Genomic DNA, 24,703 nt, shown 5'->3' on the forward strand with positions numbered 1-24,703 from the left:
CTCCATGTGATGCGTCATCGGAATCCCGTCACATGGAGCAGGTAGCGGGAGCAACGCCAGGCCAGTGGGCGTTTCGCGGTCCTTCGGGCGGGTGTCAGGCCCTCAGAGCGTAAACGGCCGAGGCGGGCCCGACCTCCCGCGACGGGATTCCCCGAGCTGGATGACCGACGAGATCCAGCGCTGACGGGTGATCACCTGCCACCGATCACGCCATCGGGGGCCGCTCATGCCCCGCGTTCATTTCGCCGGACCCGATCGAGTCAGGCCCGCGTAGCGATATGCGAGTCCGCCGGGAAGCAGGTATTCGGCCAGTAGGTTGCCGGCCCGGTGGGACGGCAATCCCATGTCGTGCAGGAGTTCGTCCGCGCAGTGGATGTCGTAGGGGCCGAAGTCGTAGCCGCCGGAGCCCGGCAGCACCTGCTCCTGCCAGGCCAGACGAGCGTCGATGGCCTCCCGCATCTCCTGCTCGCTCGGGGTGGTGCGCAGCGTCGCGCGGAAATGGCAGGTCAACCAGTGCGCGGTGAGTTCCATGCCCACGACGTTGTTGAAGACCTGCCGGAAACCGACGAACCCGAGCCGGTCGGCGCCGGGTGGCACGATGCCTCGGTAGAGCCGCAGCCGCCCCGCGGAGTCGTGCACTCGTACTCCCGGATCCAGGAACGGGAAGACTTTGTGGTGCCCGGTGGCGAACACGATGACGTCCGCCGCCACTTCCTCGCCGGTCGCCAGTCGCAGCCCCTTGTCGGTGTACGCCTCGACAGCACTGATCCGGGGGGCGATCAGGCCGCGGCGGACGGCCCGCACGTAGCCGCGTGGCATCACTCCCGCGTGGGCCAGGTGGAAGGGGAGCGCGTGAGCAGGCCGTAGCTCCCTCGGCAGCCGGTACAGCCCGGTGGACAACAGCGTGTCGCGGGTGATGAGCCACCACAGGGCTCGCTTGACCCGCTCGTCGATGCGGTCGATCGGACGGATGCAGGCCGGATCGTGATAGCGGGGCAGGAGTGCCTCACTGAGCCGGGTGAACAGGATCCACTTGTAGCCGACCAGACCGAGCAGGAACCGCTCGGGGACCATCCAGTTCACCTTGCGCTGCACGAGGGTGGCCGAGGCCGCCTCGCGCGCGGCGCGGGTGACCAGGTCCAACGCGGACTTGCCGCCGCCCACGACGACCACGCGGCGGCCGGCGAATGTCCCCGCCCGCACCTCGTTGGAGTGCAGCACGGTCCCGCTGAACAATTCACGCCCTGGCAACTCGGGCAGCTGGGCATGATGATGAGCCCCGGTGGCGACAACGACGTAGTCGAATGTTTCGCGATGAACATCCGCCGCCTTGTCCCCAGCGGACCGAGAGTCGATCGACCAGCCGGAGGCGCCCACCCGCCCAGGACCGTCCACCGGCCGGATGGAGATCACCTCGGTGCCAGGTCGAACGCGGTCCAGCACGCCGAAGGTCTCGGCGTAGTTCTCCAAGTAGCGTTGCGTGTCCGCCGCGCTGGCGAAGTGCAAGCGGTTGGGCAGGTCCGCGAACTCGAAGATGCGGAGCGCGGACTGGTTGGCCAGCCCGTCGTAGCAGCCTCCCGATGACCAGATTCCGCCGACCTGCTGGTACTTGTCGAAAACCGTGACGTCGAAGCCGTTCTCCAGCAGTACCTTGGCGGTGACGATTCCCCCGGGGCCGGCCCCGACCACGCACACTCTTGTCAACTGCCACTCTCCTTGGGCGATCGACGTAGCCAGCTCGCTCATCATCCCGGTTGCGGACCCCTGTGCCCAGCGCATGGCCAGGTGGACCACAACCCCTTCACTCGGGCCTCACGGTGCCGCGCCGGCGCGGGGAAGTCGAAGGACTCCAGGTCAGCCTCGACGCCGCCGCCGCGAAGCTCAACAGCCTTACGCGTACCCCCGCTGATGGCCGACCGCAGCTGGTCGAACTCGGCATGCCCGTATTCACAGACCAAGCCCCCTCACCACCAGGAGCAGGAGAACCAGGCCACGCACCTCATAGGCCTGATCTCCTTCGGCAACTTGCCCCTCCTCGCTGACCGCATCGAGGGCGTACGGGGGCACTCCGCGTGCCTCAGCGAGCCGGGTGCTCCGTCCGGACTGCGGGCAGCTTCACTGTCCTTTACGAACAAGCTCTGGAGCTTGTCTTTTATGGTCTGACCTCAGCTCGAAGCTCTGGGACCATTCGGGTGCACCATCGCCCGCTGTCCAGAGGAGGTCCATCTTGAACTCGTCTGACTCTGCTCAGGCTTCCGACCAGTTGCTCCGTGCCGCCGAGCTACTCCGGTCTGGGCTCTCATCGACATCGCGAGGCTTCGCGGTCCGCTTGCAGAGCTGCTTGAGGATGCCGCAGATGGAGAGGGCGAGGGTGTCGTGAGTCCCTATGCCGAGGCCATGGCCCGGGCTGTACTTGGCCAGTCAGCCTGAGAAGTCGAAATGAGCCTCGAACTTGCCCGCTCACTGGGCGTCCGCCGGACGCTGGGGCGGCCTTCGTCTGATCATGTGCTCCGACCAAGGTGCACCGATCAAGACGAAGGCCGTGAAGGTGAGTCTGCTGCCTGATGCCGGTCCTGGGGAAGCGTTCGCGAAGGCGTCACGCTTCCGGGACGACTTATTCGACTGCCCGACCGCGCACGGGGACGAACTGTTCGAGCTTGTGGACGCGTTGCTGTGTGCCGACGGTCCGGTGAAGGCGCCGGTGGATCTGACGCTGGTGGCTGAGCACCGGCGCGGGCACGGCGCGATGTACGAGGCGTTGAACCGGGGGAAGGTGGGTGTGCCCCGGCTGCGGCAGGTGCTGGCCGGTCTGCTCATGCCGCAGGCCGGCGACGGGCGCCTGGTCCTCGCCGTCGACATCAGCAACTGGCTCCGCCCCGACGCGCCGGCCAGCCCGGACCGCCCGTTCTGCCACGTCTACGGCCGCAGCGGCCGCTCCAGCGATCAGATGATCCCGGGCCGACCGTACTCCTTCGTCGCCGCCCTGGAGGCGGGCCGCACGTCCTGGTGCCGACTGCTGGACGCGGTCCGCCTCGGTCCCGAGGACGGCGTCGCCGCGGTCACCGCCGCCCAGGTCCGACGAGTGGTCGAGGACCTCATCGACATGGGCCGCTGGCACTTCGGCGACCGCGACATCCTCATCGTCTTCGACGCCGGATACGACGCCCCGCGCATGTCCCACCTCCTGGCCGGTCTGCCGATGGAGGTCTTCGGCCGGATGCGTTCGGACCGGGTCATGTGCAAGCCGATCCCGGTCCCGTGGATCTCCCCGCCGCAGGGCGGGCGGCCCCCGAAGCACGGCAAGGAGTTCCGCTTCGCCGAGCCGGACACCTGGGGCGAGCCGGACGCGGCAACCGTGCAGGTCACCGACCGATATGGCACAGCCCGCGCGATGGCCCGGGACCGCATCCATCCTCGCCTGACCACCCGCTCCGTGTGGATCGACCACACCGGTGAACTCCCCATCATCGAGGGCACGTTGATCCGCCTGGAAGTCGACCACCTGCCCGGCGGCAGCGAACCGCTCCCGGTCTGGCTGTGGTCGTCCGCCACCGGCCTGAGCGACGAGGACGTCGACGTGCGCTGGCAGGCGTTCCTGAGGAGATTCGACGTGGAGCACACCTTCCGCATGATCAAACAGACCCTGGGATGGACCCGGCCGAAGCTCCGCACCCCGGAGGCCGGCGACCGCTGGACGTGGCTGATCATCGCCGCCCACACCCAACTGCGGCTCCTCCGCCGGGCCGCCGCCGACCTGCGTCACCCCTGGGAGAAACCCGCTGAGCCCGGCCGGCTCACCCCCGCCCGGGTCCGCCGCGGGTTCAGGAACCACCGCCCTCACCTCACCTGCCCCGCCCGTGCACCCAAACCCTCGCGGCCCGGGCCCGGACGGCCACTCGGCTCGAAGAACCGACGGCTCGCCACCCGCTACGACGTAGGCAAAACCATCAAACGACCCGAGAGCATCACCGAACGAAACCTACTCAGACCATAAGAGACAAGCTGGAGTTCCTGGTGGCCGTGTTCGAGATGCCCGACTTCCACGCCCCCTTCCTCGTTGAGTGCAATCCGCACCTGGCGATGGCGTCACGGGCGATGTGGGAGTGGATCGACACACATGACCTGGCGACTACAGAGAAGGCGCGCGACCGGATGCGGCGTACGGGCGCTGACCTGAGCGGGGCCTATGTGTGGCCTCGTGCCGGCCTCGACATGCTCACGAACGGACTGCGATGGCTTGCTCTGACCTTCAGGATTGACGACCAGATCGACGAGGACGACGTCGCGGAGCGATTGGAGGCCCGGGTAGCGGCCGTCGACGAGCTGTGCGGAGTCCTGCACGGCCTGACTGCCTCCGGACGATCGCCGGTCGCCCGGGCACTGGCGACCCTATGGCAGGAAACCTCCCAAGGGCGCCCTGTCGACTGGCAGAACGCCTTCGTCCGGAACTTCGAAGCGTTCCTGCGCTCCTACGCGACCGAAGCCGCCCTCAGCGCCCAGGGGCACGTCCCCCGCCTCGACGACTACCTTCGCTGGAGGATGTACTCCGTCGGCATGCCCTGGCTCTGGGACCTCGACGAACTACGCCTTCCCGTCTTCCTTCCCAACTCCGTACGGACCTGCGCCCCGATGGTCAATCTGCGCCGGGCCGGCTCCTTGCACGTCGCCTTGGTGAACGACGTCTTCTCCGTGCACCGGGAAACCATCGTCGGCTACCAGTACAACGCCGTCACCATCATCCGAGACGCACAACAGTGCTCCCTGCAGGAGGCAGTGGACCAGGTGGCGGCCCTCGTCACCAGCCAAGTACACACGGTGGTGGAGGCTGGGCGGGAACTCCGCGAAGACCTTGACCGGCAGGCCGTGCCGCCCATTGCCCGCACTGCCACACTCGACTACGCGGCCAACATCACCGCCAATCTGAGCGGGCAACTGGTATGGCACTCCTCGGTCGAACGGTATGCCGTTGACGACATCCAACCCACCGGCCGATCTGGGAACTACCCCGACGATCTCCTACCAGGGGAATAACCCGATGCCCCGCGCCCACGAACACGACGCTCAGGGACTGCTCACGTACGGGCCAAGGCGCATTCGGCGCGGCCGGAATTCGACGCCACAGTCCCGTCACATGCTTCAGCCGAAGAAGCTCAATCGGACCTGACGGTTGGGATTGTCCCTGTTCGTGTCGACCAGGCACACCGACTGCCAGGTCCCCAGTTCCAGCCTCCCGCTGATGACCGGCAGGGTGGCGTGGGGAGGGACGAGGGCGGGGAGGACGTGGTCGCGGCCGTGGCCGGGGATGCCGTGGCGGTGCTGCCAGCGGTCGTCGGCGGGGAGGAGGGTGTGGAGGGCGGCGAGGAGGTCGTCGTCGCTGCCGGCGCCCGTTTCGATGATGGCGATGCCGGCCGTGGCGTGCGGGACGAAGACGTTGAGGAGACCGTCCCGCCCGGCGGCTGCCTCGCGGAGGAACGCCTCGCAGTCATGGGTGAGGTCGACGACCCGTTCGCGGGAGCCGGAGGCGACGTTCAGTACTCGGGTGGTGAAGGCATCGGACATGGTTCCATCCTCGCGCACTCGACGGCGCCTCGCGGGAGTGACCGCCCGCGCGGGAGCGACCCAAGCGGTGATACGCGGCGTCCACTCCGCGAGACACCATTGACCGCGCACAGACCGGCTGGCTAATTTCGCCGCATGTTGCGTTCAGCCCTGCTCACTTCGCGCGGTCACATCGACCTGCTGCGGGTGGCCTCCGCCGCGTGTCGTCGCGGCTGCTGACGCCTTTTCATCCCTCTTGGCCTGCGCGCCGCCCCACCCGCATGTCTGACGCCGTCTTCGGTCCCCGCTCGTCGCCGCCGGAAGCACCTGGCCTGCGTCCGCGACCGATCATCCGCTGAGGCGGACGCACCGAGCGATCCGTTGACCGGTGTCCGACGCGGCGGCGCCGCACGGCCACCCCCGGCCCCTCCCCCACCAGCGCTCTCCCCCCAGTGGAGCTCTCATGAGCATCAGCCATGCCCCACCCGGCTCACCCGAGACGGATATTCCGGATAAGTCTGATGACGCAAACGGCTCTCCCGGCTCTGCCAGTTCTCCGGGACTCGGTCTCGACCTCGCACCCATCGTCCCCAGTTCCTCCCGCCGCACCCGCGTCCCCCGCTGGCTGCGGCGCACCTCCGGGCCCCTCCTGCTGCTCGCCCTGTGGCAACTCCTCAGCGTCACCGGCGTGTTGACCGCAGACGTCCTCGCCTCTCCGGGGCGGACCGCCCAGGTGGCGGGTGATCTGATCGGCGACGGTTCGCTGCCCGCCGCGATGGGGACGTCATTGCAGCGGGTCGCGCTCGGCCTGTTGTTCGGAACCGTCGTCGGTACCGGACTCGCCCTGGTGTCAGGGCTGTTCCGGGTCGGTGAGGACCTCGTGGACGCCAGTGTGCAGATGCTGCGGACCGTCCCGTTCGTGGGTCTGATCCCGCTGTTCATCATCTGGTTCGGCATCGGCGAGGCCCCGAAGGTCGCGATCATCACCCTCGGTGTGTCGTTCCCGCTCTATCTGAACGTGTACGCCGGGATCCGCGGTGTCGACGCGCAGTTGATCGAGGCCGGGGAGTCGCTCGGGCTGTCGCGCTGGGGTCTCGTACGGCATGTCGTGCTCCCGGGCGCGCTACCGGGTGCCATGACCGGTCTGCGGTACTCCCTCGGCATCGCCTGGCTCGCGCTCGTCTTCGCGGAGCAGATCAACGCGGACGCCGGTATCGGCTTCCTCATGGTGCAGGCGCGGGACTTCCTGCGGACCGACGTGATCGTGGTCTGCCTGATCGTCTATGCCTTCCTCGGCCTGCTCGCCGACTTCATCGTCCGCTCCCTCGAAAGGCTGCTGCTGCAATGGCGACCGACGTTCACCGGCCGGTGACCACGAAGAAGGCCCGCCCGGCCACCGCCGCGACCACCCACGCCCCCGCTCCCTCCTCCGCGCCGCCCCACGCCGTGCACGTCGAGGGCCTCACCCGCTCCTTCGATGGCCGTGCCGTCATCGACGAACTCCGACTCGACATCCGGCCGGGCGAGTTCGTCGCCCTGCTCGGCCGCAGCGGCTGCGGCAAGTCGACCCTGCTGCGCATCCTCGCCGGGCTCGACCGCGACATCGAGGGCACGGTCCTGGTACCGCGCCGCAAGGCCGTCGCATTCCAGGCGCCGCGGCTGATGCCGTGGAAGAAGGTGTGGCGGAACGTCCTGCTCGGCCTGCCGGGCAGGCCCGAACGCGCCCTCGCCGAGCAGGCGCTCACGGAGGTCGGCCTGGAACATCGCTCCGGCGCCTGGCCGAAGACCCTGTCCGGCGGCGAGGCCCAACGGGCCTCCCTGGCCCGGGCGTTGGTCCGCGAGCCCGATCTGCTGCTGCTCGACGAACCGTTCGGCGCCCTCGACGCGCTCACCCGCATCAAGGCGCAGCGCCTGGTGGGCGAGTTGTGGCAGCGGCGCGGCTGCGCGGTGCTGCTCGTCACGCACGACGTCGAGGAGGCGGTGCTGCTCGCCGACCGCGTCCTGGTGATGGACGAGGGCGTGATCGCGTACGAGACCGAGGTCGACCTGGACCGGCCCCGCGACATCACCGACCCCCGGTTCGCCGAACTGCGCGGCCGGCTCCTCGAGCGGCTGGGTGTCGACACCGCTGCCGAATCCGCCTGAACTCCGCCCGGACGCAGGGTCGTTCACCGCACCGGTGCACCACCCGAGCCCCCGCTGCCCACCTGAACCAACCGAACGGAATCCCCATGCGACGACGTCTCGCACCCGCCCTGCTCCTCCCCCTGGCCCTGTCCCTCTCCGCCTGCGGCGGTAGCTCCTCGGCCAGCACCTCGACCGGTGGCGGGACCGACGGCAAGGGCTCCCTCACGCTCAACGTCGGTGACCAGAAGGGCGGTTCGGAGGCCATCCTGCGGGCCGCCGGAGAGCTCGACAACCTCGACTACAAGATCAAATGGTCAACGTTCACCTCGGGACCGCCCCTCCTGGAGGCCGTCAACGCCAAGGCCGTCGACATCGGCGGTGTCGGCAACACCCCGCCGGTCTTCGCGGCCGGTGCCAACTCCCGGATCACGGTCGTGGCCGCCTGGCACGGTACGTCCAAGGGCGACGCCCTCCTCGTACCGAACGACTCGAAGCTGACGAAGCCCGCACAGCTCAAGGGCAGGTCCGTCGCCGTGGCCCAGGGCTCGTCCGCGCACTACCAACTGGTCGCCTCCCTCAAGGACGCCGGGCTGACGTTCGGCGACGTCAAGGTCAAGTACCTCCAGCCGGCCGACGCGCTCGCCGCGTTCACCTCCGGCAAGGTCGACGCGTGGGCGGTGTGGGACCCGTACACCTCGCAGGTGCTCAAGGCTAAGCGGGGGCGCGTGCTGGCCACCGGTGACGGGATCACCAACGGCCTCACCTTCCAGGTGGCGGCGCCCACCGCGCTCAAGGACAAGAAGAAGTCAGCGGCCATCCAGGACTATCTGGAGCGGCTGCGGCGCGCCTACACATGGGTGTACTCGCACGAGGACGAGTGGGCGAAGGTCTGGGCGAAGGAGACCGGGCTGCCCGAGGACGTGGCGCTGGCCGCGGTGAAGCGCACGTACACCACCCGGATCGCGGTGGCCGTCGACAAGCCGCTCATCGCCTCCGAGCAGGAGATCGCCGACACCTTCACCGAGTTGAAGCTCATCCCCGGCCATGTCGACTTCGGCGGCTTCACCGACCCTCGGTTCAACGGCGGCCTTCCGCCGTCGACCACCACTCCCCGCCCCTCGGAAGGCTCGTGACATGACTGTTCGTCTCCACTGGTTCCTGCCGACGGGCGGCGACGGCCGTACCCTCGTCGACCGGCACGCGTACGCGCCGAACACCCTCCGGACCGGCCGGTCGCTGCCCGGGGTGCGTCCGCCGGACATCGAGTACCTCGCGCAGATCGCCAAGGCCGCCGAGCAGTTGGGCTTCGAGGCGGTGCTGACGCCGACGGGTACGTGGTGCGAGGACGCCTGGCTGACCACGGTGGCGCTGGCGCAGCACACCGAGCGGCTGAAGTTCCTGGTCGCGTTCCGGCCGGGGGTCATCTCGCCGACGCTCGCCGCGCAGATGGCGGCGACGTACCAGCGCATCACGCGCGGACGGCTGCTGCTCAACGTCGTCACCGGCGGCGACTCCGCCGAGCAACGCCGTTTCGGCGACCATCTCGACCACGACCGGCGGTATGCCCGTACGGACGAGTTCCTGTCCGTCGTACGAGGGGTGTGGGGCGGACAGCCGTACGACTTCGACGGCGTCCACTACCAGGTGGAGGGCGGGCTGACCGCGGTGCCGCCCGACCCGGTGCCGCAGCTCTTCTTCGGCGGTTCGTCGGCGGCTGCCGGTCCGGTCGCGGCCCGGCACGCGGATGTGTATCTGACCTGGGGCGAGCCTCCGGCGCAGGTCAAGGAGAAGATCGACTGGATCCGGTCGCTGGCCGAGCGGGAGGGGCGGACGGTCCGGTTCGGCATCCGGCTGCACACCATCTCGCGGGACTCGTCGGCGGAGGCGTGGTCGACGGCGAACCGGCTGCTCGACGACCTCGACGCCGACACGGTCGCGGCGGCGCAGTCGGCGCTCGGGCGCAGCGAGTCGGTGGGCCAGCGGCGGATGCTCGCCCTGCACGGCGGTTCCCGGGAGGAATTGGAGATCCATCCGAATCTCTGGGCGGGGGTCGGTCTCGTGCGTGGCGGTGCGGGAACCGCGCTGGTCGGCAGTCATGCCGAGGTCGCGAATCTGATCGAGGAGTACCACGCGCTGGGCGTCGAGCACTTCGTGCTCTCCGGGTATCCGCATCTGGAGGAGGCGTACTGGTTCGGGGAGGGCGTGATTCCGGAGCTGGCGGCGCGCGGTCTGCTGACAGGCTCGGGCGGGACGGCCGGGGCGCCCCTCCTCGTGGCCGGCGGGCGCTGACCTCCGGAACCGCCAGGTTCCGCGCCCCTGGAACAGGCCCCGCCGCCCCGGGAAGATGCGGGCCCTCCTCCCGGTTAGTAGAAGCGTGAACAACATGCGCGAGGTCGAGGTAGTCGTTATAGGCGCTGGTCAGGCCGGTCTGGCCGGCGCCTATCACCTGCGGCGATCCGGTTTCGAGCCGGAGCGCGACTTCGTGGTGCTGGACCACTCCCCCGGTCCGGGCGGCGCCTGGCAGTTCCGGTGGCCGTCGCTGACATACGGCAGGGTGCACGGGATGCACGCGCTGCCGGGCATGGAGTTGACGGGTGCCGACCCGGCGCGCCCGTCCGCCGAGGTCATCCGGGAGTACTTCGACGCGTACGAACGCGCCTTCGACGTGCGGGTGCGGCGTCCGGTGGACGTCCACGCGGTGCGGGAGGGCGAGGGCGGGCGGCTGCTCGTGGAGACCTCGGACGGTACATGGTCGACACGGGCGCTGATCAACGCGACGGGCACGTGGGGCCGGCCGTTCTGGCCGCGCTATCCCGGTCAGGAGACCTTCCGGGGGCGGCAGTTGCACACCGCGCAGTATCCGGGGCCGGAGGAGTTCGCCGGGCTGCGGGTGGTCGTGGTGGGCGGGGGCGCGTCCGGGACGCAGCATCTGCTGGAGATCGCCCCGTACGCCGCCGCGACGACGTGGGTGACGAGGCGTCCGCCCGTCTTCCGCGAAGGGCCGTTCGACGAGGGGGCGGGGCGGGCGGCCGTCGCCATGGTGGAGGAGCGGGTGCGGCAGGGGCTGCCGCCGAAGAGTGTCGTGTCGGTGACGGGGCTGCCCCTCAACGACGCGATCCGGCAGGGCATCGCCGACGGCGTCCTCGACCGGCTGCCGATGTTCGACCGGATCACGCCCGACGGCGTGGAGTGGGACGACGGCCGCCGCGTGGACGCCGACGTCATCCTCTGGGCGACCGGCTTCCGCGCCGCCATCGACCATCTGGCCCCGCTGCGACTGCGCGAGCCCGGCGGCGGCATCCGCGTCGACGGCACCCGCGCGGTCGCCGATCCACGGATCCATCTGGTCGGCTACGGCCCCTCGGCGAGCACCATCGGCGCCAACCGTGCCGGCCGCGCGGCGGTTCGGGACATCAGACGGCTGCTGGCGGGCGAACCGGTCGCCGCCGCCTGACGCTGACGCCCCGGACCGACTCGGTACGGCCGCCCTTGTCCCGTAAGCCCCCGGTACGGCGGCCTCCCGGACCGCCCCGTGCGCCCCCGTACGGCGGCCCCCCATCCCGCCCCGTACGCGGAAGCGATCCCCGTCCTCAGCCGGCCGCCTGCGGGGAAGGCTCGGTGCTCGCCGACGACTTCTTCCGGTTCTGGTTGAACTCGGCGACGTTGCGCAGGTGCTCCTCGTAGTTCGCCGTGAAGCGGGTGTCGCCCGGCTTGACCGTGACGAAGTACAGCCAGTCGCCCGGCGTCGGATTGATCGCGGCACGCATCGCCTCCTCGCCCGGGTTGGCGATCGGCGTGGGCGGCAGGCCCATGCGCTGGTACGAGTTGTAGGGGCTGTCGATCTTCGTGTCGCCGATGCTGGTGTCCAGCGTGGAGCGGTTCAGCGCGTAGTTGATGGTGGAGTCCATCTGCAAGGGCATGCCACGCTCCAGACGGTTGAAGACGACCCGGGCGACCTTGCCCATGTCCGCCTCGATGGCCGCCTCGGCCTGGATGATGCTCGCGATGGTGACCGCCTGATAGACGTTCATCGCGTTGCGCTGGGCCCCGGCCGTGACCTGACCGCCGTTGAACTTCTTGTGCGCGGTCTCGACCATGAACGTCAGCAGGGACTCCGGGGTCGACTTCTCCTCCAAGGGGTACGTCGCCGGGAAGAGATAGCCCTCGGGGTTGCCCTCGGCGTCGGCCGGGAGGGTCAGCTTGGCCTTGGCCAGGGATTTCTTGGTGGATCCTGCGGGCAGGGCGAGGGCCTTGTCGACGGCTTCGTAGACCTGGCCGGAGCGCCAGCCCTCCGGGATCACCAGGGACGTGGGGCGCTCGGCCTCGCCGTCACCCAGTCCCACGCTCAGCAGCGGCACCGCCACGGCGGTGGCCGCCACGACGGCTCCGGTCGCGATGAGGGCGGCCCGGCCCCGGCGCGTCAGTCGAATCGTGCTCCGTGGCGGAGTGTTCATCTGCATGCGGGCACGGTAACCCGCATATCACCTCAAATCCGGCATATTTTCATCTTGTCGGCTCCAGTTTCGGTGCCGGGGCCATCTCTCGGGCCGGCTTCACCCGTGCGTCCCGCCGTACGAGTGCCGCGTACCGCCCGCCCCGTTCCAGCAGTTCCTCGTGCGTGCCGCGTTCGACCGCGCGGCCGGCGTCCAGGACCACGATCTGGTCGGCGCCGCGGACGGTGGAGAGCCGGTGGGCGATGGTGACGGTGGTGCGGTTGGCCGAGAGCGCGTCGATGGCCTCCTGCACTGCGTGCTCGGTACGGGTGTCCAGGGCACTGGTCGCCTCGTCGAGAATGAGGACCGGCGGGTCGCGCAGGATGGTGCGGGCGATGGCTAGGCGCTGTTTCTCACCGCCGGAGAACCGATGGCCGCGTTCGCCGACGACCGTGTCGTAGCCGTCGGGCAGGGCCGCGATGTGGTCGTGGATCTGGGCCGCCCGCGCCGCCGCGTACAGCTCCTCGTCGGTGGCGTCCGGCTTGGCGAAGCGCAGGTTGTCGGCGACCGAGGCGTGGAAGAGGTATGTCTCCTGGGAGACGACGCCGATACCGCGGGCCAGCGTGTCGAAGTCCAGGTCGCGTACGTCGACCCCGTCGAGTGTGACCCGGCCGCCCGTGACGTCGTACAGCCTCGGCACCAGACAGCCGAGCGTGGACTTGCCTGCGCCGGTCGGGCCGACGACGGCGAGGCTGCCACCGGCCGGGACGGTGAGGTCGATGCCGTCGAGGATCGGGCGCGCTTTGCCGTCGTCGCCGTGATGGCCGTGGTCGTCGCCGTCGTAGCGGAACTCGACGTTCTCGAAGCGGACTTCGCCCTTGACCTGGTCGAGGTGGACCGGACGCTCGGGCTCGGTGATGTCGATGGGAAGGTCGAGGTACTCGAAGATGCGCTGGAAGAGGGCGAGCGAGGCCTGGATCTGGACGCCGGTGGACAGCAGGCTCACGGTCGGCCGGAACAGGTTCTGCTGGAGCGAGACGAAGGCGACGAGCGTGCCGACCGAGACGGACGGGCCGCCGAGTTGGAGCGCGACGCCGGCGGTCCAGTAGATGACGGCGGGCATGGCGGCCATGACGACGGTGATGATGGCCATGCGCCAGCGCCCGGCCATGTTCGCCCTGACCTCCAGGTCGACGAGCCCCTCGGACTCCGCTGCGAAGGACTTGGTGAGCGAGTCGGCGCGGCCCATCGTGCGGCCGAGGAGGATGCCGCTGACGGAGAGCGACTCGGTGACCGTCGCGGCCATGGCGGCCATCTGCTTCTGGCGCCTGGTGGTGATCTTCTTGCGTTCGTCGCCGACCCGGCGGCTTATCCACACGAACAGCGGCAGCAGAAGCAGGGTGACCACGGTGAGCCGCCAGTCCAGGGCGACCATGGCGACGATGGTGGCGATCACGCTGGTGGAGTTGGAGACCAGGGAGGTCGCCGTGGAGGTGACGGTCGCCTGCATACCGCCGATGTCGTTGGCGATACGGGACTGGACCTCGCCGGTGCGGGTCCGGGTGAAGAAGGCGAGCGACATGCGCTGCAGCCGGCCGTAGACGGCGGTGCGCAGATCGTGCATGACGCGCTGGCCGACGGTCGTGGAGATCAGCGTCTGCAGGACACCGAAGATGCTGGTGAGCACCGCACTCAGGATCATCCCGAGCGCCAGCAGGCTCAGCAGGCCGGTGCGGCCCTCGGGGATCGCGGTGTCGAGGATCTCCTTGAGGAGGAAGGGCGTGGCGACCGAGGCGAGCGACGCGGCGCCGACGAGCAGGCCGACGATCGCGAGCCGGCCGCGGTAGGGCCGGAAGAGCTTCAGGATGCGGCGCACCTGCCCGGGCTGTTCCTGCGGGTCGTCGGGCGGTGCCCAAGTGGGTTCGTTGTCGGGGTGCATGGGCTCCTACGGGAGGTGAGGTGAATCGGGACTGACGGAGCATAGCTCATTGTTACCTATGCTCACAATGAACGTGGTCCTGATATTGTTCCCGCATGACCACTCCCGACGCCGACGGTCTGCTCGCCGAGCAGTTGCTGCGGCTCACCCGCCGTCTGCACCGCATCCAGAAGCGCCACCTCCAGCAGAGCGGACTGGAGATCACCCCGGCGCAGTCACGACTGCTGCGCACCCTCGCGCACTACGACACGCCGCCACGCATGGCCGATCTGGCGGAGCGGCTGGAGGTCGTGCCACGGGCCGTGACCTCCCTGGTCGACGCGCTGGAGGAGAGCGGCCGGGTGCGCCGGGCGCCCGATCCCACCAACCGGCGGGTGATCCGGATAGAGGTCACGGACGAGGGCCGCAAGGTCCTGCGGGAGCTGCAGCATGCCCGGCGGTCGGCGGCGGAGGAGATCCTGGCGCCGCTGTCGGACGGCCAACGGGGAGTGCTGGGCGGGTTGCTCGACACGCTGGTCGACGGGGCGCCGGGGGCGGAGCGGCGCTGCTGAATCGATTCCTTGGGCATGCGGAAGGGGCCCGGCGCGGGATGCTGCGCCGGGCCCCTTCTCGTCAGAGGAGTGCCGGATCGACCGGCCTCGAGATCGGGGAGAATCTGTCAGCTGACCTCGGGAGCGGGCTCCTTGGCCTCGGCCCTGGGCTGCGCGGGGACGGCGGCCTTGGTGGTGCTCACGGGAGCGTCGGAGGAGTCGGCCTCGCCGGCCGCGCCTTCCGGAGCCTTGGATCCGCCCTCGCCGGGCTCGTCCTCTTCCTCCACGAACTGGATCTCCCCGTCCAGCATCTTCTTCGCCCGGTCCGTGTCCAGCGCCCCCTCCCACTTCGACACCGCGAAGACGGCGACGCAGTTGCCGAGCAGGTTGGTCACGACGCGCATCGAGTCCATGATGCGGTCGACACCGAGCAGGAGGGCGACTGCGCCGGCGGGAATGGCGCCGAGCGAGGAGGCGGTCGCCGACAGGGCGAGGAAGGCCGAACCGGGGATGCCGGCCATGCCCTTGCTGGTCAGCATCAGGACCAGGATGACGGTGATCTGCTGGCTGAGGCTGAGGTCCACACCCACGGCCTGCGCGATGAACAGCGTGCCGATGGAGAGGTAGATGGACGCGCCGTCGAGGTTGAAGGAGTACCCGGTGGGCAGCACCAGACCCACGGCGTCGTCACGGGCGCCCGCCTGACGGAGCTTCTGCATCATGCGCGGCATGACGCTCTCACTGGAGGCGGTGCCCAGCGCGAGCAGCATCTCCGCCCGGGTGTAACGGACGAACTTCCACAGGCTCAGCCCGGTCATCAGCTTCAGCGCGACGCTCAGCAGCACGAGGAACACGGCGGCGACGGCGTAGCAGAGGATGATCAGCTTGGCGTAGGTCTTCATCACGCCGAGGCCGTACTCGCCCACCAGGTGGACCATCGCGCCGAACACGGCGAGCGGGGCCAGCTTCATGACGAAGCCGACGATCGCGAAGATGACTTCCTGGGCCTGCTCGATGGCGGGCAGGATCTTGGGCACCTTGGTGTGGCCGAGGTGCAGCAGCGCCGCGCCGGTGAGGCAGGCGAGCACGAGCACCTGCAGCAGCGCGTTCTCGGCGAACGCGCCGATCGCGCTCTGCGGCAGCGCGTTCAGGATGAACTCGCCGGTCGTCGGCAACTCACCGCCGGCGGTCTTCGCGTCGACCGCCGATGTGTCGAGCTTCGACGGGTCGACGTTCATGCCCGAGCCGGGGCCGAAGACGTTCGCGGCGATCAGGCCGAGGAGCAGCGCGGCCGTGGAGGCGATCTCGAACCAGATCAGCGCCTTGAGGCCGATCCGCCCGAAGGCCTTCAGGTTGCCGGCCTTGGCGATGCCGACGACGACCACGCAGAACACCAGGGGCGAGATGACCGTCTTGATGAGACGGATGAAACCGTCGCCGAGCGGCTGGAAGGTCGTGGCCGTGTCCGGCCACAACCTTCCGACGACGATTCCGAGCACAAGCGCGACACCGACTTGTGCGAACAGTGAGGTACGCAGCATGCGTGCGACGCGTCGCGGCAGGGACGGTATGGACTGCGGCACGGGCACTCCTCCGAAGGAACTTTCTGTCATGCGGAAAAGCGCTTCCGCGCCGATCACTATCGGGGAGTTGTCGCTCGCAGGGAAGACCGCCGCGTTTCGGTGATGTAAATCATCGAACATACGTCACATCGCGCGCATACGACGTCAACAGCCCATTCGGTCCCGGGTCACCACTCCCTGTACGGAGACCAGCGAACGGTCGTAGCAGCCGCCCGAACCGTACGCTCGGTAGCGCTCACTCGTCGTCCCGACCGCATGCCGCTGGTCACGCGGTACGAACGCCGTATACGTGGCGTCACCCGTATAGGTGTCGTCGAGCCGGGACCACGCCGTGCGCCGCTCGCCGAGCGTCTCGGTGACCGCCGCCCGGTCGCCGAGTGTGAGCACGGTCCGCAGCCGGTCGCCCGCGCCGAGCGTGGTCGTTCCGTCCATCGTGTACGACCGCTGGGTGCGCGTCGTCCGGGCCGGTCCGCGTCCGTCGACGGTGACCGTCTCGTCGTCGCTCCACCGCGCGTCGAGCGCGTCGGGGTTCTCGCCGTCCGACCAGGTGTGCGTGGAGGTGTTGTCCAGGCTCCGGCGGACGGTGGTCGTCACCCGGCCGTGTGAGGTGTCCAGGTAGCCGGCGACGGTCAGCCGATGGCCGCCCTCGGTGTCGAGCCGGTGCTCCGCGCCGGGCGTGTACGTGGACGAGTTGGCGAGGTCGCCCGCCCGGACCTTCGTCAGGGCGCCGGTGACGTGCTCGCTCTTCGCGTCCTGCCAGACCAGGACGTTGACCGGGGCGCTCCAGCCGGTCTGCCCCTCGGGCACACCGACCACGGAGACCTCGATCCGGTGCGGGCGGCCGTCATTGAGCAGACCCGCGAAGGGGGTGAGGTCGTAGCGCAGGGGCTGGATGTCGAAGGCGCGGGGCCCGGGGACGACGTACCAGAGGAAGGGGTTGGACCAGCCGCCGGTCCACACGGTCGGGAACGGCGCGGCGATTCCGGCCAGTTGGCCGTCCACCTCGATCTGCACCTCGCGGTACGGCCCGTGGTCCGCCTTGCAGGAGTACGGCGCCTCCTCGGGCACCGTCAGATACCAGTACTCCTCGCAGCCGCCGCCCGACCCGGTCGCGTACACCTCGGCGATGACGCGTTCGCTGTTGCGCGGGGTGGTGAGCGTGCTGCCGCCCTGGAGGGTGAGGACGCGGTCGGGGGTGGTCTTCGCGGTCTGCGCGTCGGGCCTGCCCGCGTAGAAGGTGAGCGTGACCTTGACGTCGAGGATGCCGGTGTAGGTGTCGTCGACGACGTTGCCGATGAGCATCTCGACGGGCTGTGCGGTGCGCAGGGTGTCGCTGTAGCGCGTGACGTCCTTCTCCACGGACCACTCGATGCCGTCGGGCGAGGGCTGCGGGGTGGATGTCCGGAACACCTCGACACCGCCGATGTGCAGATAGCCGAGGCGGTCGAACTGGCGGCCCTTCACCTTGCCGTCGAGACGCAGTACGACCTTGCTCCACTCCTTGCCGCAGGCGTCCGGGGGCGCGTAGTTGCCCTTGTACGGCGTGAAGTCCTTGAACTGCGCCTCGGCCACCGTCACTTCGCACGACTTGGTGTTCTCGGGTCTGGTGACGGGCGGAGCGGCCGTGATGGGGTCGTGCCAGTCGGTGCCGAACTCGGCGGGGACGTCGGCGGGTTGGGTGGCTCGGTCGGAGGGAGCGCTCTCGGCGGACCGGGCGGGGGTGGCAGCGGACTGGGCGGGGGTGGCTCCGAGGAGGGTGCTCGCCAGGAGGGTCGCTCCGGTGAGCATGGACATGATGATCCGGCTTCTCATGGCCGGAGTTCTACGGGGAGTCGGCGCCCGCCGCAATGCGGTCTCCGGCCACAAGAGTGCTCGGGAGTGCCTGGTGTCTCAGCCCTTCAGCTCCGCCTTGTCCCCCATGACGATCACCGGGTGCTGAGCCGGGTCGAGGTTGCGGAGCAGATACTCCATGCCCGACTTGGACAGGCTGACGCAGGCCGAGGTGCCACTGCCGTGGTCCATGTGCAGCCAGATGCCGCCACCCTTGGACTGCCCCTGGGGCCGCGTCGGGTCGATCGGCGACGTGCCCTTGACGCGGTTGTAGTCGATGGCGATGACGTAGTCGAAGTCGTGCCAGTGCGACTTGGCCCAGTAGTGCGGCGCCTGGAACGACGCCGACCGGCTGTACGGAAGCTTGGCACCCGGGTCGGCGAGGACCCCTCCCGCGTCGCTGAGCGTGAACACACCGACGGGGCTGCGCTTGTCGCCCTCCCGGTGGTCGGTGGTCCAGCCCTTCTTGCCGTTGTGCCCCTCCCAACTCCGGGTCTTCTTCCAGGTGGAACCGCTCTTGGTGTACAGGACGACCGTGGCGTCGGCATCGTCCTCGCCCTCGCCGTAGACCGCTACAACTTGGCGGGATTCGGCGGGGATCTGCTTCTGGAGACGGTCGCCGACGTCCGGTATACGGGTCAGGTCGTCGGTCTGCGCATCGGCGCGGTCGGCCCCGCCCCCGGACTTCGTGGCGTTCGCGTCGGCCTTGGCGCCGTTGTTCGCGTCGCCCGAACCGCCGCACGCCGCCAGGGACATCACCAGGGCGCCGCAGACCACCGCCGCGAGCCGGACGCGGGCCGCGTCCCTCACGACACCCGCCCCGCCCGCGCAGTCCGCGTCGCTCGGCCCGCCGGTTCGTCCGTGCCTCGTACCGCCTATTCGCATGCCGTCCATCGTCGCACCGAGCGCCGGACGGATGCGGCCGCCGCCCCGTCCGCCGGGCCTCGCACGGGCGGTCCAGGCCGAATCTTTGCCCGGCGACGGAAAACCGTTTGCTTCCGACCACGCTGCGACGCGAACCTTTCACGGTCGGCCACAGGGCCTCGCCGCCCCTTTTCTCCCCACTTCCCCCGACTTCTCCCCCGCTCTGACACAAGCCACTGGGACGTCATGCAGATTCAAGACCTTCCGTACAAAGACCCGGGTGTGCCGGACGCGCGCTCAGGTCCAAGATTCCTGTGGTGGCTCGGCCGGAATCAGCTCGGCGGGCAGTTCAAGGCGCTGGCGTGGGGGCTGCTGCACTTCACCTCCGTGGCCGGGCTGCCGTTCTGCGTCGGCTTCGCCGTCCAGGCCGTGGTCGACCGCTCGGGCGCCCGGCTGGCCCTCGCGGGCGGGCTACTGGTGCTCTGCGGCTTCACCATCGCGCTGGGCGACACCTTCCTCCACCGGTCGGCGGTCACCAACTGGATCACCGCGGCCGCGCGCCTCCAACAGTTGCTGGCCCGCAAGACGGCCCAGCTCGGCTCGGCGCTGACGCGACGGGTGGCGGCCGGTGAGGTCGTCGCGGTCTCCACGGGCGACGTCGAGAAGATCGGCTGGTTCGTCGAGGCCGTCTCCCGGTTCACCGCGGCGGCCCTCACAGTGGTGCTGGTCTGTGTCGGCCTGGTCGTCTACCAGCCCGCGCTCGGCATCGTCGTCGCCGTGGGCGTCCCGGTCCTCGCCCTCGCCGTCCTGCCACTGCTGCCCCGCGCGACCCGCCGCGCCGACTTCCAGCGCGAGAAGGCGGGCCGCGCCACCGAGCTGGCCTCGGACACCGTCGCGGGCCTGCGCGTCCTGCGCGGCATCGGAGGCGAGGACCTCTTCCTGGACCGCTACCGCCGGGCCTCCCAGGAGGTCCGGCACGCCGCCGTCCGCAGCGCCCGTATGTGGGCCCTGATCTCCGGCATCCAGGTGCTGCTGCCCGGGCTGCTGATGATCGCGGTCGTCTGGCACGGCGTGGGTCTCGCCCGAGAGGGCCGGATCACGGTCGGTGAACTGGTCACCGTGTACAGCGCCGTGATGCTCCTCACCTACCCTTTGCGCCACTTCGAAGAGATCGCCATGGCCTACTCCTTCTCCCGTCCGTCCGCCAAGCGGGCTGCCCGGGTGCTGTCGCTGGAGCGGGCCACGGACACCGAGGGGTCCCGCGAGGCCGCCGTGCCCACCGGGGACCTGTACGACCCGGCGACCGGGCTGCTCGCGCCCGCCGGGTGTCTCACCGCGGTGGTGTGCGGCGACCCGGACGCGGCCGGACGGCTGGCGGAACGGCTGGGCGGCCACCCCGCCGAGGAGGGCACCTCCGTGCTCCTCGGCGGCGTACCGCTCGACGAACTGCCGCTCGACTCCGCCCGCACGGCCGTCCTCGTCCAGGACAAGGACCCGGTACTGCTCTCCGGCACGCTGCGCGAACTCCTCGACGTGCCCGCCACGGGCGAGGTCACCGCCGAGGAGGCGCTGACCGCCGCACAGTGCGGTGACGTGCTGGAGGCACTGGTCCAGGGTTCGCTGGAGGCCGAGGACCCGATGGACACGCGGATCACCGAGCGCGGCCGGTCGCTGTCCGGCGGCCAGCGCCAGCGGCTCGCGCTGGCCCGGTCCCTGATCACGGACCCGGGCGTGCTGGTCCTGGACGAGCCGACGTCCGCCGTCGACTCGCACACCGAGGCCCGGGTCGCCGACGGCATCCGGTCGCTGCGGTCGGGCAGCACGACGGTCGTCTTCACCTCCTCGCCCCTCCTGCTGGACCTCGCCGAACGCGTCGTTCTGGTGCACGAGGGCGAGGTCGCGGCGGTCGGCGTGCACCGCGACCTGATCCACAAGGAACCCCGGTACCGGGCCGTCGTCACGCGCGAGACCGAAGAGGAGGCCGTTTTGGCCGTCGGGCCGGAGGCGAAAGCCACCACGGCCGTCCCACCCGACAGGAAGGCCGCTTCGGTCGGCGGGACCGGCGGGACGGCGGCCTCGGTCGGCGGGACCGAGAAGAAGGCCGCCTTCACCGGTGGGCCGCACGAGCGCAAGACCGCGCTCAACGACGTGCTGGACGAACTGGAAGAGATCGAGGAGACCGCATGATCGGCGTGGCGCCACCGGCCTACGACCCGGCCGCCCCGACGACGGCGAACACACTGCCCGTCGGCGCCCCCGCGACCGTACGCGCCTACGTGGCCGAACTGTTCCGCCGGCACCGCCGGGCCTTCGTCCTGCTCATCACCGTCAACACCGTCGCCGTCGTGGCCTCGATGGCGGGTCCCTACCTGCTGGGCGCGCTCGTCGAGCGGGTCTCGGACGAGGCCCGCGAACTCCATCTGGAACTCACGGTGGCGGTGTTCGTCGTCGCCCTCGTCATCCAGGCCGTCTTCGTACGCGAAGTGCGACTGCGTGGCGCCATGCTCGGCGAGCGGATGCTGGCCGACCTCCGCGAGGACTTCCTCGTACGGTCGGTCGGTCTGCCGCCGGGCGTTCTGGAACGCGCCGGAACGGGTGACCTGCTCTCCCGCATCACCACCGACATCGACCGGCTCGCGAACGCCATGCGCGAGGCCGTGCCCCAGCTGGCGATCGGTGTCGTGTGGGTGGCGCTGCTCCTCGGCGGACTCGCCGTGACCGCGCCCCCGCTGGCCCTCGCCGTGCTGCTGGCCCTGCCGCTGCTGGTGGTCGGCTGCCGCTGGTACTTCAAGCGCGCGCCCTCCGCCTACCGCTCGGAGTCCGCCGGGTACGCCGCCGTCGCCGCCGTGCTCGCGGAGACCGTGGACGCGGGCCGCACCGTCGAGTCCCACCGCCTCGGCGCGCGCCGCATCGACCTGTCGAACCAGCGCGTCCAGGAGTGGACCGCGTGGGAGCGGTACACACTCTGGCTGCGGTCGGTGCTCTTCCCGGTCATCAACCTCACGCACACCACGGTCCTCGGCTCGGTCCTGATCATCGGCGGGGTGTTCGTCCTGCAGGGCTGGCTCGGGCTCGGCCAGCTGACCACGGGCGCACTCATCGCCCAGATGCTCGTCGACCCGATCAACCTGATCCTGCGCTGGTACGACGAGCTGCAGGTCGCCGAGGTGTCGCTGGCCCGCCTGGTCGGTGTGCGGGACATCGAGCCGGACGCGGGCGACCCGGCCGTCGCCCCCGAGGGGCGCCATGTCCACGCCGACCAGGTGCGCTTCGGATACCGCGACGGCGTCGACGTCCTGCGCAAGGTGTCCCTGGAGGTCGCGCCCGGCACCCGTCTCGCCCTCGTCGGCCCGTCCGGCGCGGGCAAGTCGACCCTGGGCAGGCTCCTCGCCGGAATCTACGCGCCCCGCGACGGCCGCATCACCCTGGGTGGCGCCGAGCTGTCCCGGATGCCCGCCGAGGACGTCCGCTCCCATGTGGCGCTGGTCAACCAGGAGCACCACGTGTTCGTCGGCTCCCTGCGCGACAACCTGCTCCTCGCCCGTACGGGCGCGCAGGACGCCGAGCTGTGGGCGGCGCTGGGCGCGGTCGACGCCGACGTCTGGGCGCGGGCGCTGGACGAGGGTCTGGACACCGAGGTCGGCTCCGGGGGCTTCGCGCTCACCCCGGCGCAGGCCCAGCAGATCGCGCTGGCCCGGCTGGTCCTCGCCGACCCGCACACGCTGGTCCTGGACGAGGCGACCTCGCTCCTCGACCCGCGCGCGGCCCGCCATCTGGAGCGTTCCCTCGCCCGCGTCCTCGACGGCCGCACCGTCGTCGCCATCGCCCACCGGCTGCACACCGCCCACGACGCGGACATCATCGCCGTCGTCGAGAACGGCCGCATCAGCGAACTGGGCAGCCACGACCAACTCGTCGAGGCGGACGGCGCCTACGCCGCGCTGTGGAGGTCGTGGCACGGCTGACCGACACGGGACCGTCACCGAACCCGGCGCCCCTGACCGGTAGGGGGCGGCCGCCGTCGCCTGCACGGCTGCTCGGCACGGGGCTACCGCCGTCTGCCAGGCAGACCACCGCGAAGCCGGCGTCGCCCCGTGCCCGGCCGGCCGGTGCCGAGCCGCCGCAGCCGCGGGGGCGGGTGTGGGTGCGGCGGCCCTCGCCGCAGCGGCACCAGCCTGAGCCCGAACCATGCGTTCTGGTGGGGCCGCCCCGGCGCCGCCCTGCCGCCGGGCCGGGTGGGGCCCCGGCCCGAACGGCCCGTGTCGGCCGGGTCCTGCGGTTGCCGGCCCCCTGCCGTTGCGCGGTGCCGAACGCGAGTGGAAGGCTGGTGGTGGGCACTGATTCGGGGGACGCCCGTGAGCCGCCCGGTTCGCGGGGTTCGGGCCGCCGCCCAGCGGTCCGTGCGCCCACCGTCGCCGAGCGGTGGCACCGGGCCAGTCCCACCACTGGAGGTACCCGTGGACAGAGCCGGCGGATGGGGAGACGACGTCTACCAGCCAGACGGATCCGAGGTCCAGGACGACGCGGGGCTGCTGGACGCTGAGGACACCCTGGTCACCGACGGTGTCGCCGACCCCCTCGACCGGGGCTGGTCGCCACCGGAGCGGCCGTGGGCGGTGGAGCACACCGGTGTGACCGCCGCGGAGCGCCTGCGCGGCGAGACCCTGGACCAACGGCTCGCCGAGGAGCTCCCGGACATCCCCTACCCCGACGGGGACGGCATCGGCGACTCCCCGGACACCGATGGTGAGCCCCTGGACAACGAGGTGGGAGACCTCCGCTCGGGCCGTCTCGTCGCCCCCGACGAGGGGGCGCACGAGGACGAGGAGAGCGGGCTGATCGCCACCGACGTCGGCATCGACGGAGCGGCCGCCTCCGCCGAGGAGGCGGCGATGCACATCGTGGACGAGGAGTCGCCGTCCGGCTGACGCGTGAGGATCACGCCTCAGATGACGTTCAGCGCGGCTGCGGCGCCCACACCCCCGAGCACCATGAACACCGGCATCAGCACCCGCAGCTCCACCCAGCTGCCGGCCCGGAACCGCATCGCCTTCGGCGGGCCCAGGGGGTACCAGCGCTTGCGCCCGATCGGTATCGGCCACAGGATCGGGCAGCCCGACACGGTCAGCGAGTCCCCGATGTCGTGCACCAGCGCGCCGAGGATGATCGGCAGCCCGAGCCACAGGTACTCCTGGCCCGGCTGCGTGAACAGCCAGTCGGCCCCGTTGCCCGGCTTGTCCAGGACACCCGCGAGAATCCAGGCACTGGTCGCGGCCAGCAGCCACACCAGCACATCGCTGCTCGAACCTCGGGCCGCCCGCCACAGCAGCCCCTCGATGGCCAGCACCATGTGCACGAAGAGGATGGCCAGCACGGCCCAGCGGCCACCGGTGATCGCGATGACGGAGGCGCCGGCGCCGAGCAGTGCCGCCCACAGCCAGGTGTGCGTGAGCGTGCGGTGCCCGCCCGAGCGGCGCGGGTCGCCCTGCTTCTTCGTCGCTTTGTAGACGGCGTAGGACAGCTTGTCGACGATCTCGCAGACCCAGCGCGACAGCGGACCGAAGGACCGCGAGATCGTGGCCGCCTTGTGGTCCAGGTCCGGAGCGAGCGCGGCGCCCGCGCAGATCAGCGCACCGACCAGGAGGACCGGCCAGGGCATCGTGTGCCCGGCGGCGGCAGCTGCCGCCCCTACGCCGAGCCAGGCCGCGGCTCCCGACAGTGAGTGTGCTGGTCCCATCATGGCGATGCCCTGTCCCATTCCGTTCGTGCCGCTGTCCAGTCGCCTTGAGCCGCTGTCCAGTTGTCGATGTGCGCTGACGCTCCGTCGGCGCCACAGCGTAGCGTTCGCGATCTTCGGTC

At 70.2% G+C, this 24,703-nt stretch carries 20 protein-coding genes; 12 read left to right on the forward strand and 8 right to left on the reverse strand.

Annotation, left to right across the window (positions count from 1 at the left end; translation table 11 throughout):
• Positions 1-237: 237 nt before the first annotated feature.
• The gene (locus JIX55_RS07850) at positions 238-1,749 is read right to left on the reverse strand and encodes a flavin-containing monooxygenase (RefSeq protein WP_257562549.1); all 1,512 of its coding nucleotides are present in this window, start codon (positions 1,747-1,749) and stop codon (positions 238-240) included.
• Between the two features lie 799 nt (positions 1,750-2,548).
• Here JIX55_RS07850 and JIX55_RS07855 point away from each other — a divergent pair.
• The gene (locus JIX55_RS07855; protein ID WP_257562550.1) at positions 2,549-3,994 is read left to right on the forward strand and encodes an NF041680 family putative transposase; all 1,446 of its coding nucleotides are present in this window, start codon (positions 2,549-2,551) and stop codon (positions 3,992-3,994) included.
• A 20-nt stretch (positions 3,995-4,014) separates the two neighbouring features.
• Entirely contained in the window at positions 4,015-5,031 is a 1,017-nt protein-coding gene (locus JIX55_RS07860) for a terpene synthase family protein (protein WP_257562551.1), read from the forward strand.
• Between the two features lie 105 nt (positions 5,032-5,136).
• Here the strand turns inward: JIX55_RS07860 and JIX55_RS07865 are convergent, their stop codons facing one another.
• Positions 5,137-5,559, reverse strand: coding sequence for a secondary thiamine-phosphate synthase enzyme YjbQ (locus tag JIX55_RS07865; protein WP_257562552.1), 423 nt, complete (start codon positions 5,557-5,559; stop codon positions 5,137-5,139).
• A 135-nt stretch (positions 5,560-5,694) separates the two neighbouring features.
• Between JIX55_RS07865 and JIX55_RS51385 the strand changes: the two genes are divergently transcribed.
• The 6 genes from JIX55_RS51385 to JIX55_RS07890 all read left to right on the forward strand — a co-directional run bounded on the left by JIX55_RS51385 (position 5,695) and on the right by JIX55_RS07890 (position 11,119).
• Entirely contained in the window at positions 5,695-5,778 is an 84-nt protein-coding gene (locus JIX55_RS51385) for a putative leader peptide (protein WP_383991831.1), read from the forward strand.
• Between the two features lie 223 nt (positions 5,779-6,001).
• Positions 6,002-6,910, forward strand: coding sequence for an ABC transporter permease (locus JIX55_RS07870; RefSeq protein ID WP_257562553.1), 909 nt, complete (start codon positions 6,002-6,004; stop codon positions 6,908-6,910).
• Positions 6,883-7,683 carry an ABC transporter ATP-binding protein gene (locus JIX55_RS07875; RefSeq protein ID WP_257562554.1) on the forward strand — a complete coding sequence of 267 codons (801 nt, stop codon included), beginning with the start codon at positions 6,883-6,885 and terminating at the stop codon, positions 7,681-7,683. Before JIX55_RS07870 ends, JIX55_RS07875 begins: the two co-directional genes overlap by 28 nt.
• Positions 7,684-7,769: 86 nt before the next feature.
• Positions 7,770-8,798, forward strand: a complete 1,029-nt coding sequence (locus JIX55_RS07880; protein WP_257562555.1) for an ABC transporter substrate-binding protein — start codon at positions 7,770-7,772, stop codon at positions 8,796-8,798.
• A 1-nt stretch (position 8,799) separates the two neighbouring features.
• A complete protein-coding gene (locus JIX55_RS07885; protein WP_257562556.1) occupies positions 8,800-9,954 on the forward strand; it encodes an LLM class flavin-dependent oxidoreductase in 1,155 nt (384 codons plus the stop codon).
• Positions 9,955-10,039: 85 nt separating this feature from the next.
• A complete protein-coding gene (locus JIX55_RS07890; protein WP_257562557.1) occupies positions 10,040-11,119 on the forward strand; it encodes an NAD(P)-binding domain-containing protein in 1,080 nt (359 codons plus the stop codon).
• Positions 11,120-11,255: 136 nt separating this feature from the next.
• Here JIX55_RS07890 and mltG read toward each other — a convergent pair whose 3' ends face one another.
• Together mltG and JIX55_RS07900 are read right to left on the reverse strand one after the other, a co-directional pair.
• Positions 11,256-12,125: an endolytic transglycosylase MltG gene (mltG, locus tag JIX55_RS07895; protein ID WP_257562558.1), complete on the reverse strand. Its 870-nt coding sequence runs from the start codon at positions 12,123-12,125 to the stop codon at positions 11,256-11,258.
• A gap of 43 nt (positions 12,126-12,168) precedes the next feature.
• A complete protein-coding gene (locus JIX55_RS07900; protein ID WP_257562559.1) occupies positions 12,169-14,037 on the reverse strand; it encodes an ABC transporter ATP-binding protein in 1,869 nt (622 codons plus the stop codon).
• A 95-nt stretch (positions 14,038-14,132) separates the two neighbouring features.
• Here JIX55_RS07900 and JIX55_RS07905 point away from each other — a divergent pair, with 95 nt between their 5' ends.
• Positions 14,133-14,588: a MarR family winged helix-turn-helix transcriptional regulator gene (locus tag JIX55_RS07905; protein WP_257562560.1), complete on the forward strand. Its 456-nt coding sequence runs from the start codon at positions 14,133-14,135 to the stop codon at positions 14,586-14,588.
• Between the two features lie 107 nt (positions 14,589-14,695).
• Here JIX55_RS07905 and JIX55_RS07910 read toward each other — a convergent pair whose 3' ends face one another.
• The 3 genes from JIX55_RS07910 to JIX55_RS07920 form a co-directional block, all read right to left on the reverse strand.
• Positions 14,696-16,150, reverse strand: a complete 1,455-nt coding sequence (locus JIX55_RS07910; RefSeq protein WP_257562561.1) for a cation:dicarboxylate symporter family transporter — start codon at positions 16,148-16,150, stop codon at positions 14,696-14,698.
• Positions 16,151-16,294: 144 nt separating this feature from the next.
• Positions 16,295-17,962, reverse strand: coding sequence for a peptide-N4-asparagine amidase (locus JIX55_RS07915; RefSeq protein ID WP_257562562.1), 1,668 nt, complete (start codon positions 17,960-17,962; stop codon positions 16,295-16,297).
• Positions 17,963-18,040: 78 nt separating this feature from the next.
• Complete coding sequence (locus tag JIX55_RS07920; protein WP_443046392.1) at positions 18,041-18,865, reverse strand: hypothetical protein; 825 nt, start codon at positions 18,863-18,865, stop codon at positions 18,041-18,043.
• Positions 18,866-19,090: 225 nt separating this feature from the next.
• Between JIX55_RS07920 and JIX55_RS07925 the strand changes: the two genes are divergently transcribed.
• The 3 genes from JIX55_RS07925 (at position 19,091) to JIX55_RS07935 (ending at position 23,772) form a co-directional block, all read left to right on the forward strand.
• Complete coding sequence (locus JIX55_RS07925; RefSeq protein WP_257562563.1) at positions 19,091-21,031, forward strand: ABC transporter transmembrane domain-containing protein; 1,941 nt, start codon at positions 19,091-19,093, stop codon at positions 21,029-21,031.
• Positions 21,028-22,809 (forward strand): ABC transporter ATP-binding protein, encoded by a 1,782-nt coding sequence (locus tag JIX55_RS07930; protein ID WP_257562565.1) that lies wholly within the window; start codon positions 21,028-21,030, stop codon positions 22,807-22,809. The genes JIX55_RS07925 and JIX55_RS07930 overlap by 4 nt, the downstream gene beginning before the upstream one ends.
• Before the next feature lie 492 nt (positions 22,810-23,301).
• Positions 23,302-23,772, forward strand: coding sequence for a DUF5709 domain-containing protein (locus JIX55_RS07935; RefSeq protein ID WP_257562566.1), 471 nt, complete (start codon positions 23,302-23,304; stop codon positions 23,770-23,772).
• Between the two features lie 17 nt (positions 23,773-23,789).
• Here JIX55_RS07935 and JIX55_RS07940 read toward each other — a convergent pair whose 3' ends face one another.
• Positions 23,790-24,584 carry a metal-dependent hydrolase gene (locus tag JIX55_RS07940; protein WP_257562567.1) on the reverse strand — a complete coding sequence of 265 codons (795 nt, stop codon included), beginning with the start codon at positions 24,582-24,584 and terminating at the stop codon, positions 23,790-23,792.
• Positions 24,585-24,703: the final 119 nt, after the last annotated feature.

The organism is Streptomyces sp. DSM 40750, from assembly GCF_024612035.1.
Lineage (GTDB): Bacteria > Actinomycetota > Actinomycetes > Streptomycetales > Streptomycetaceae > Streptomyces.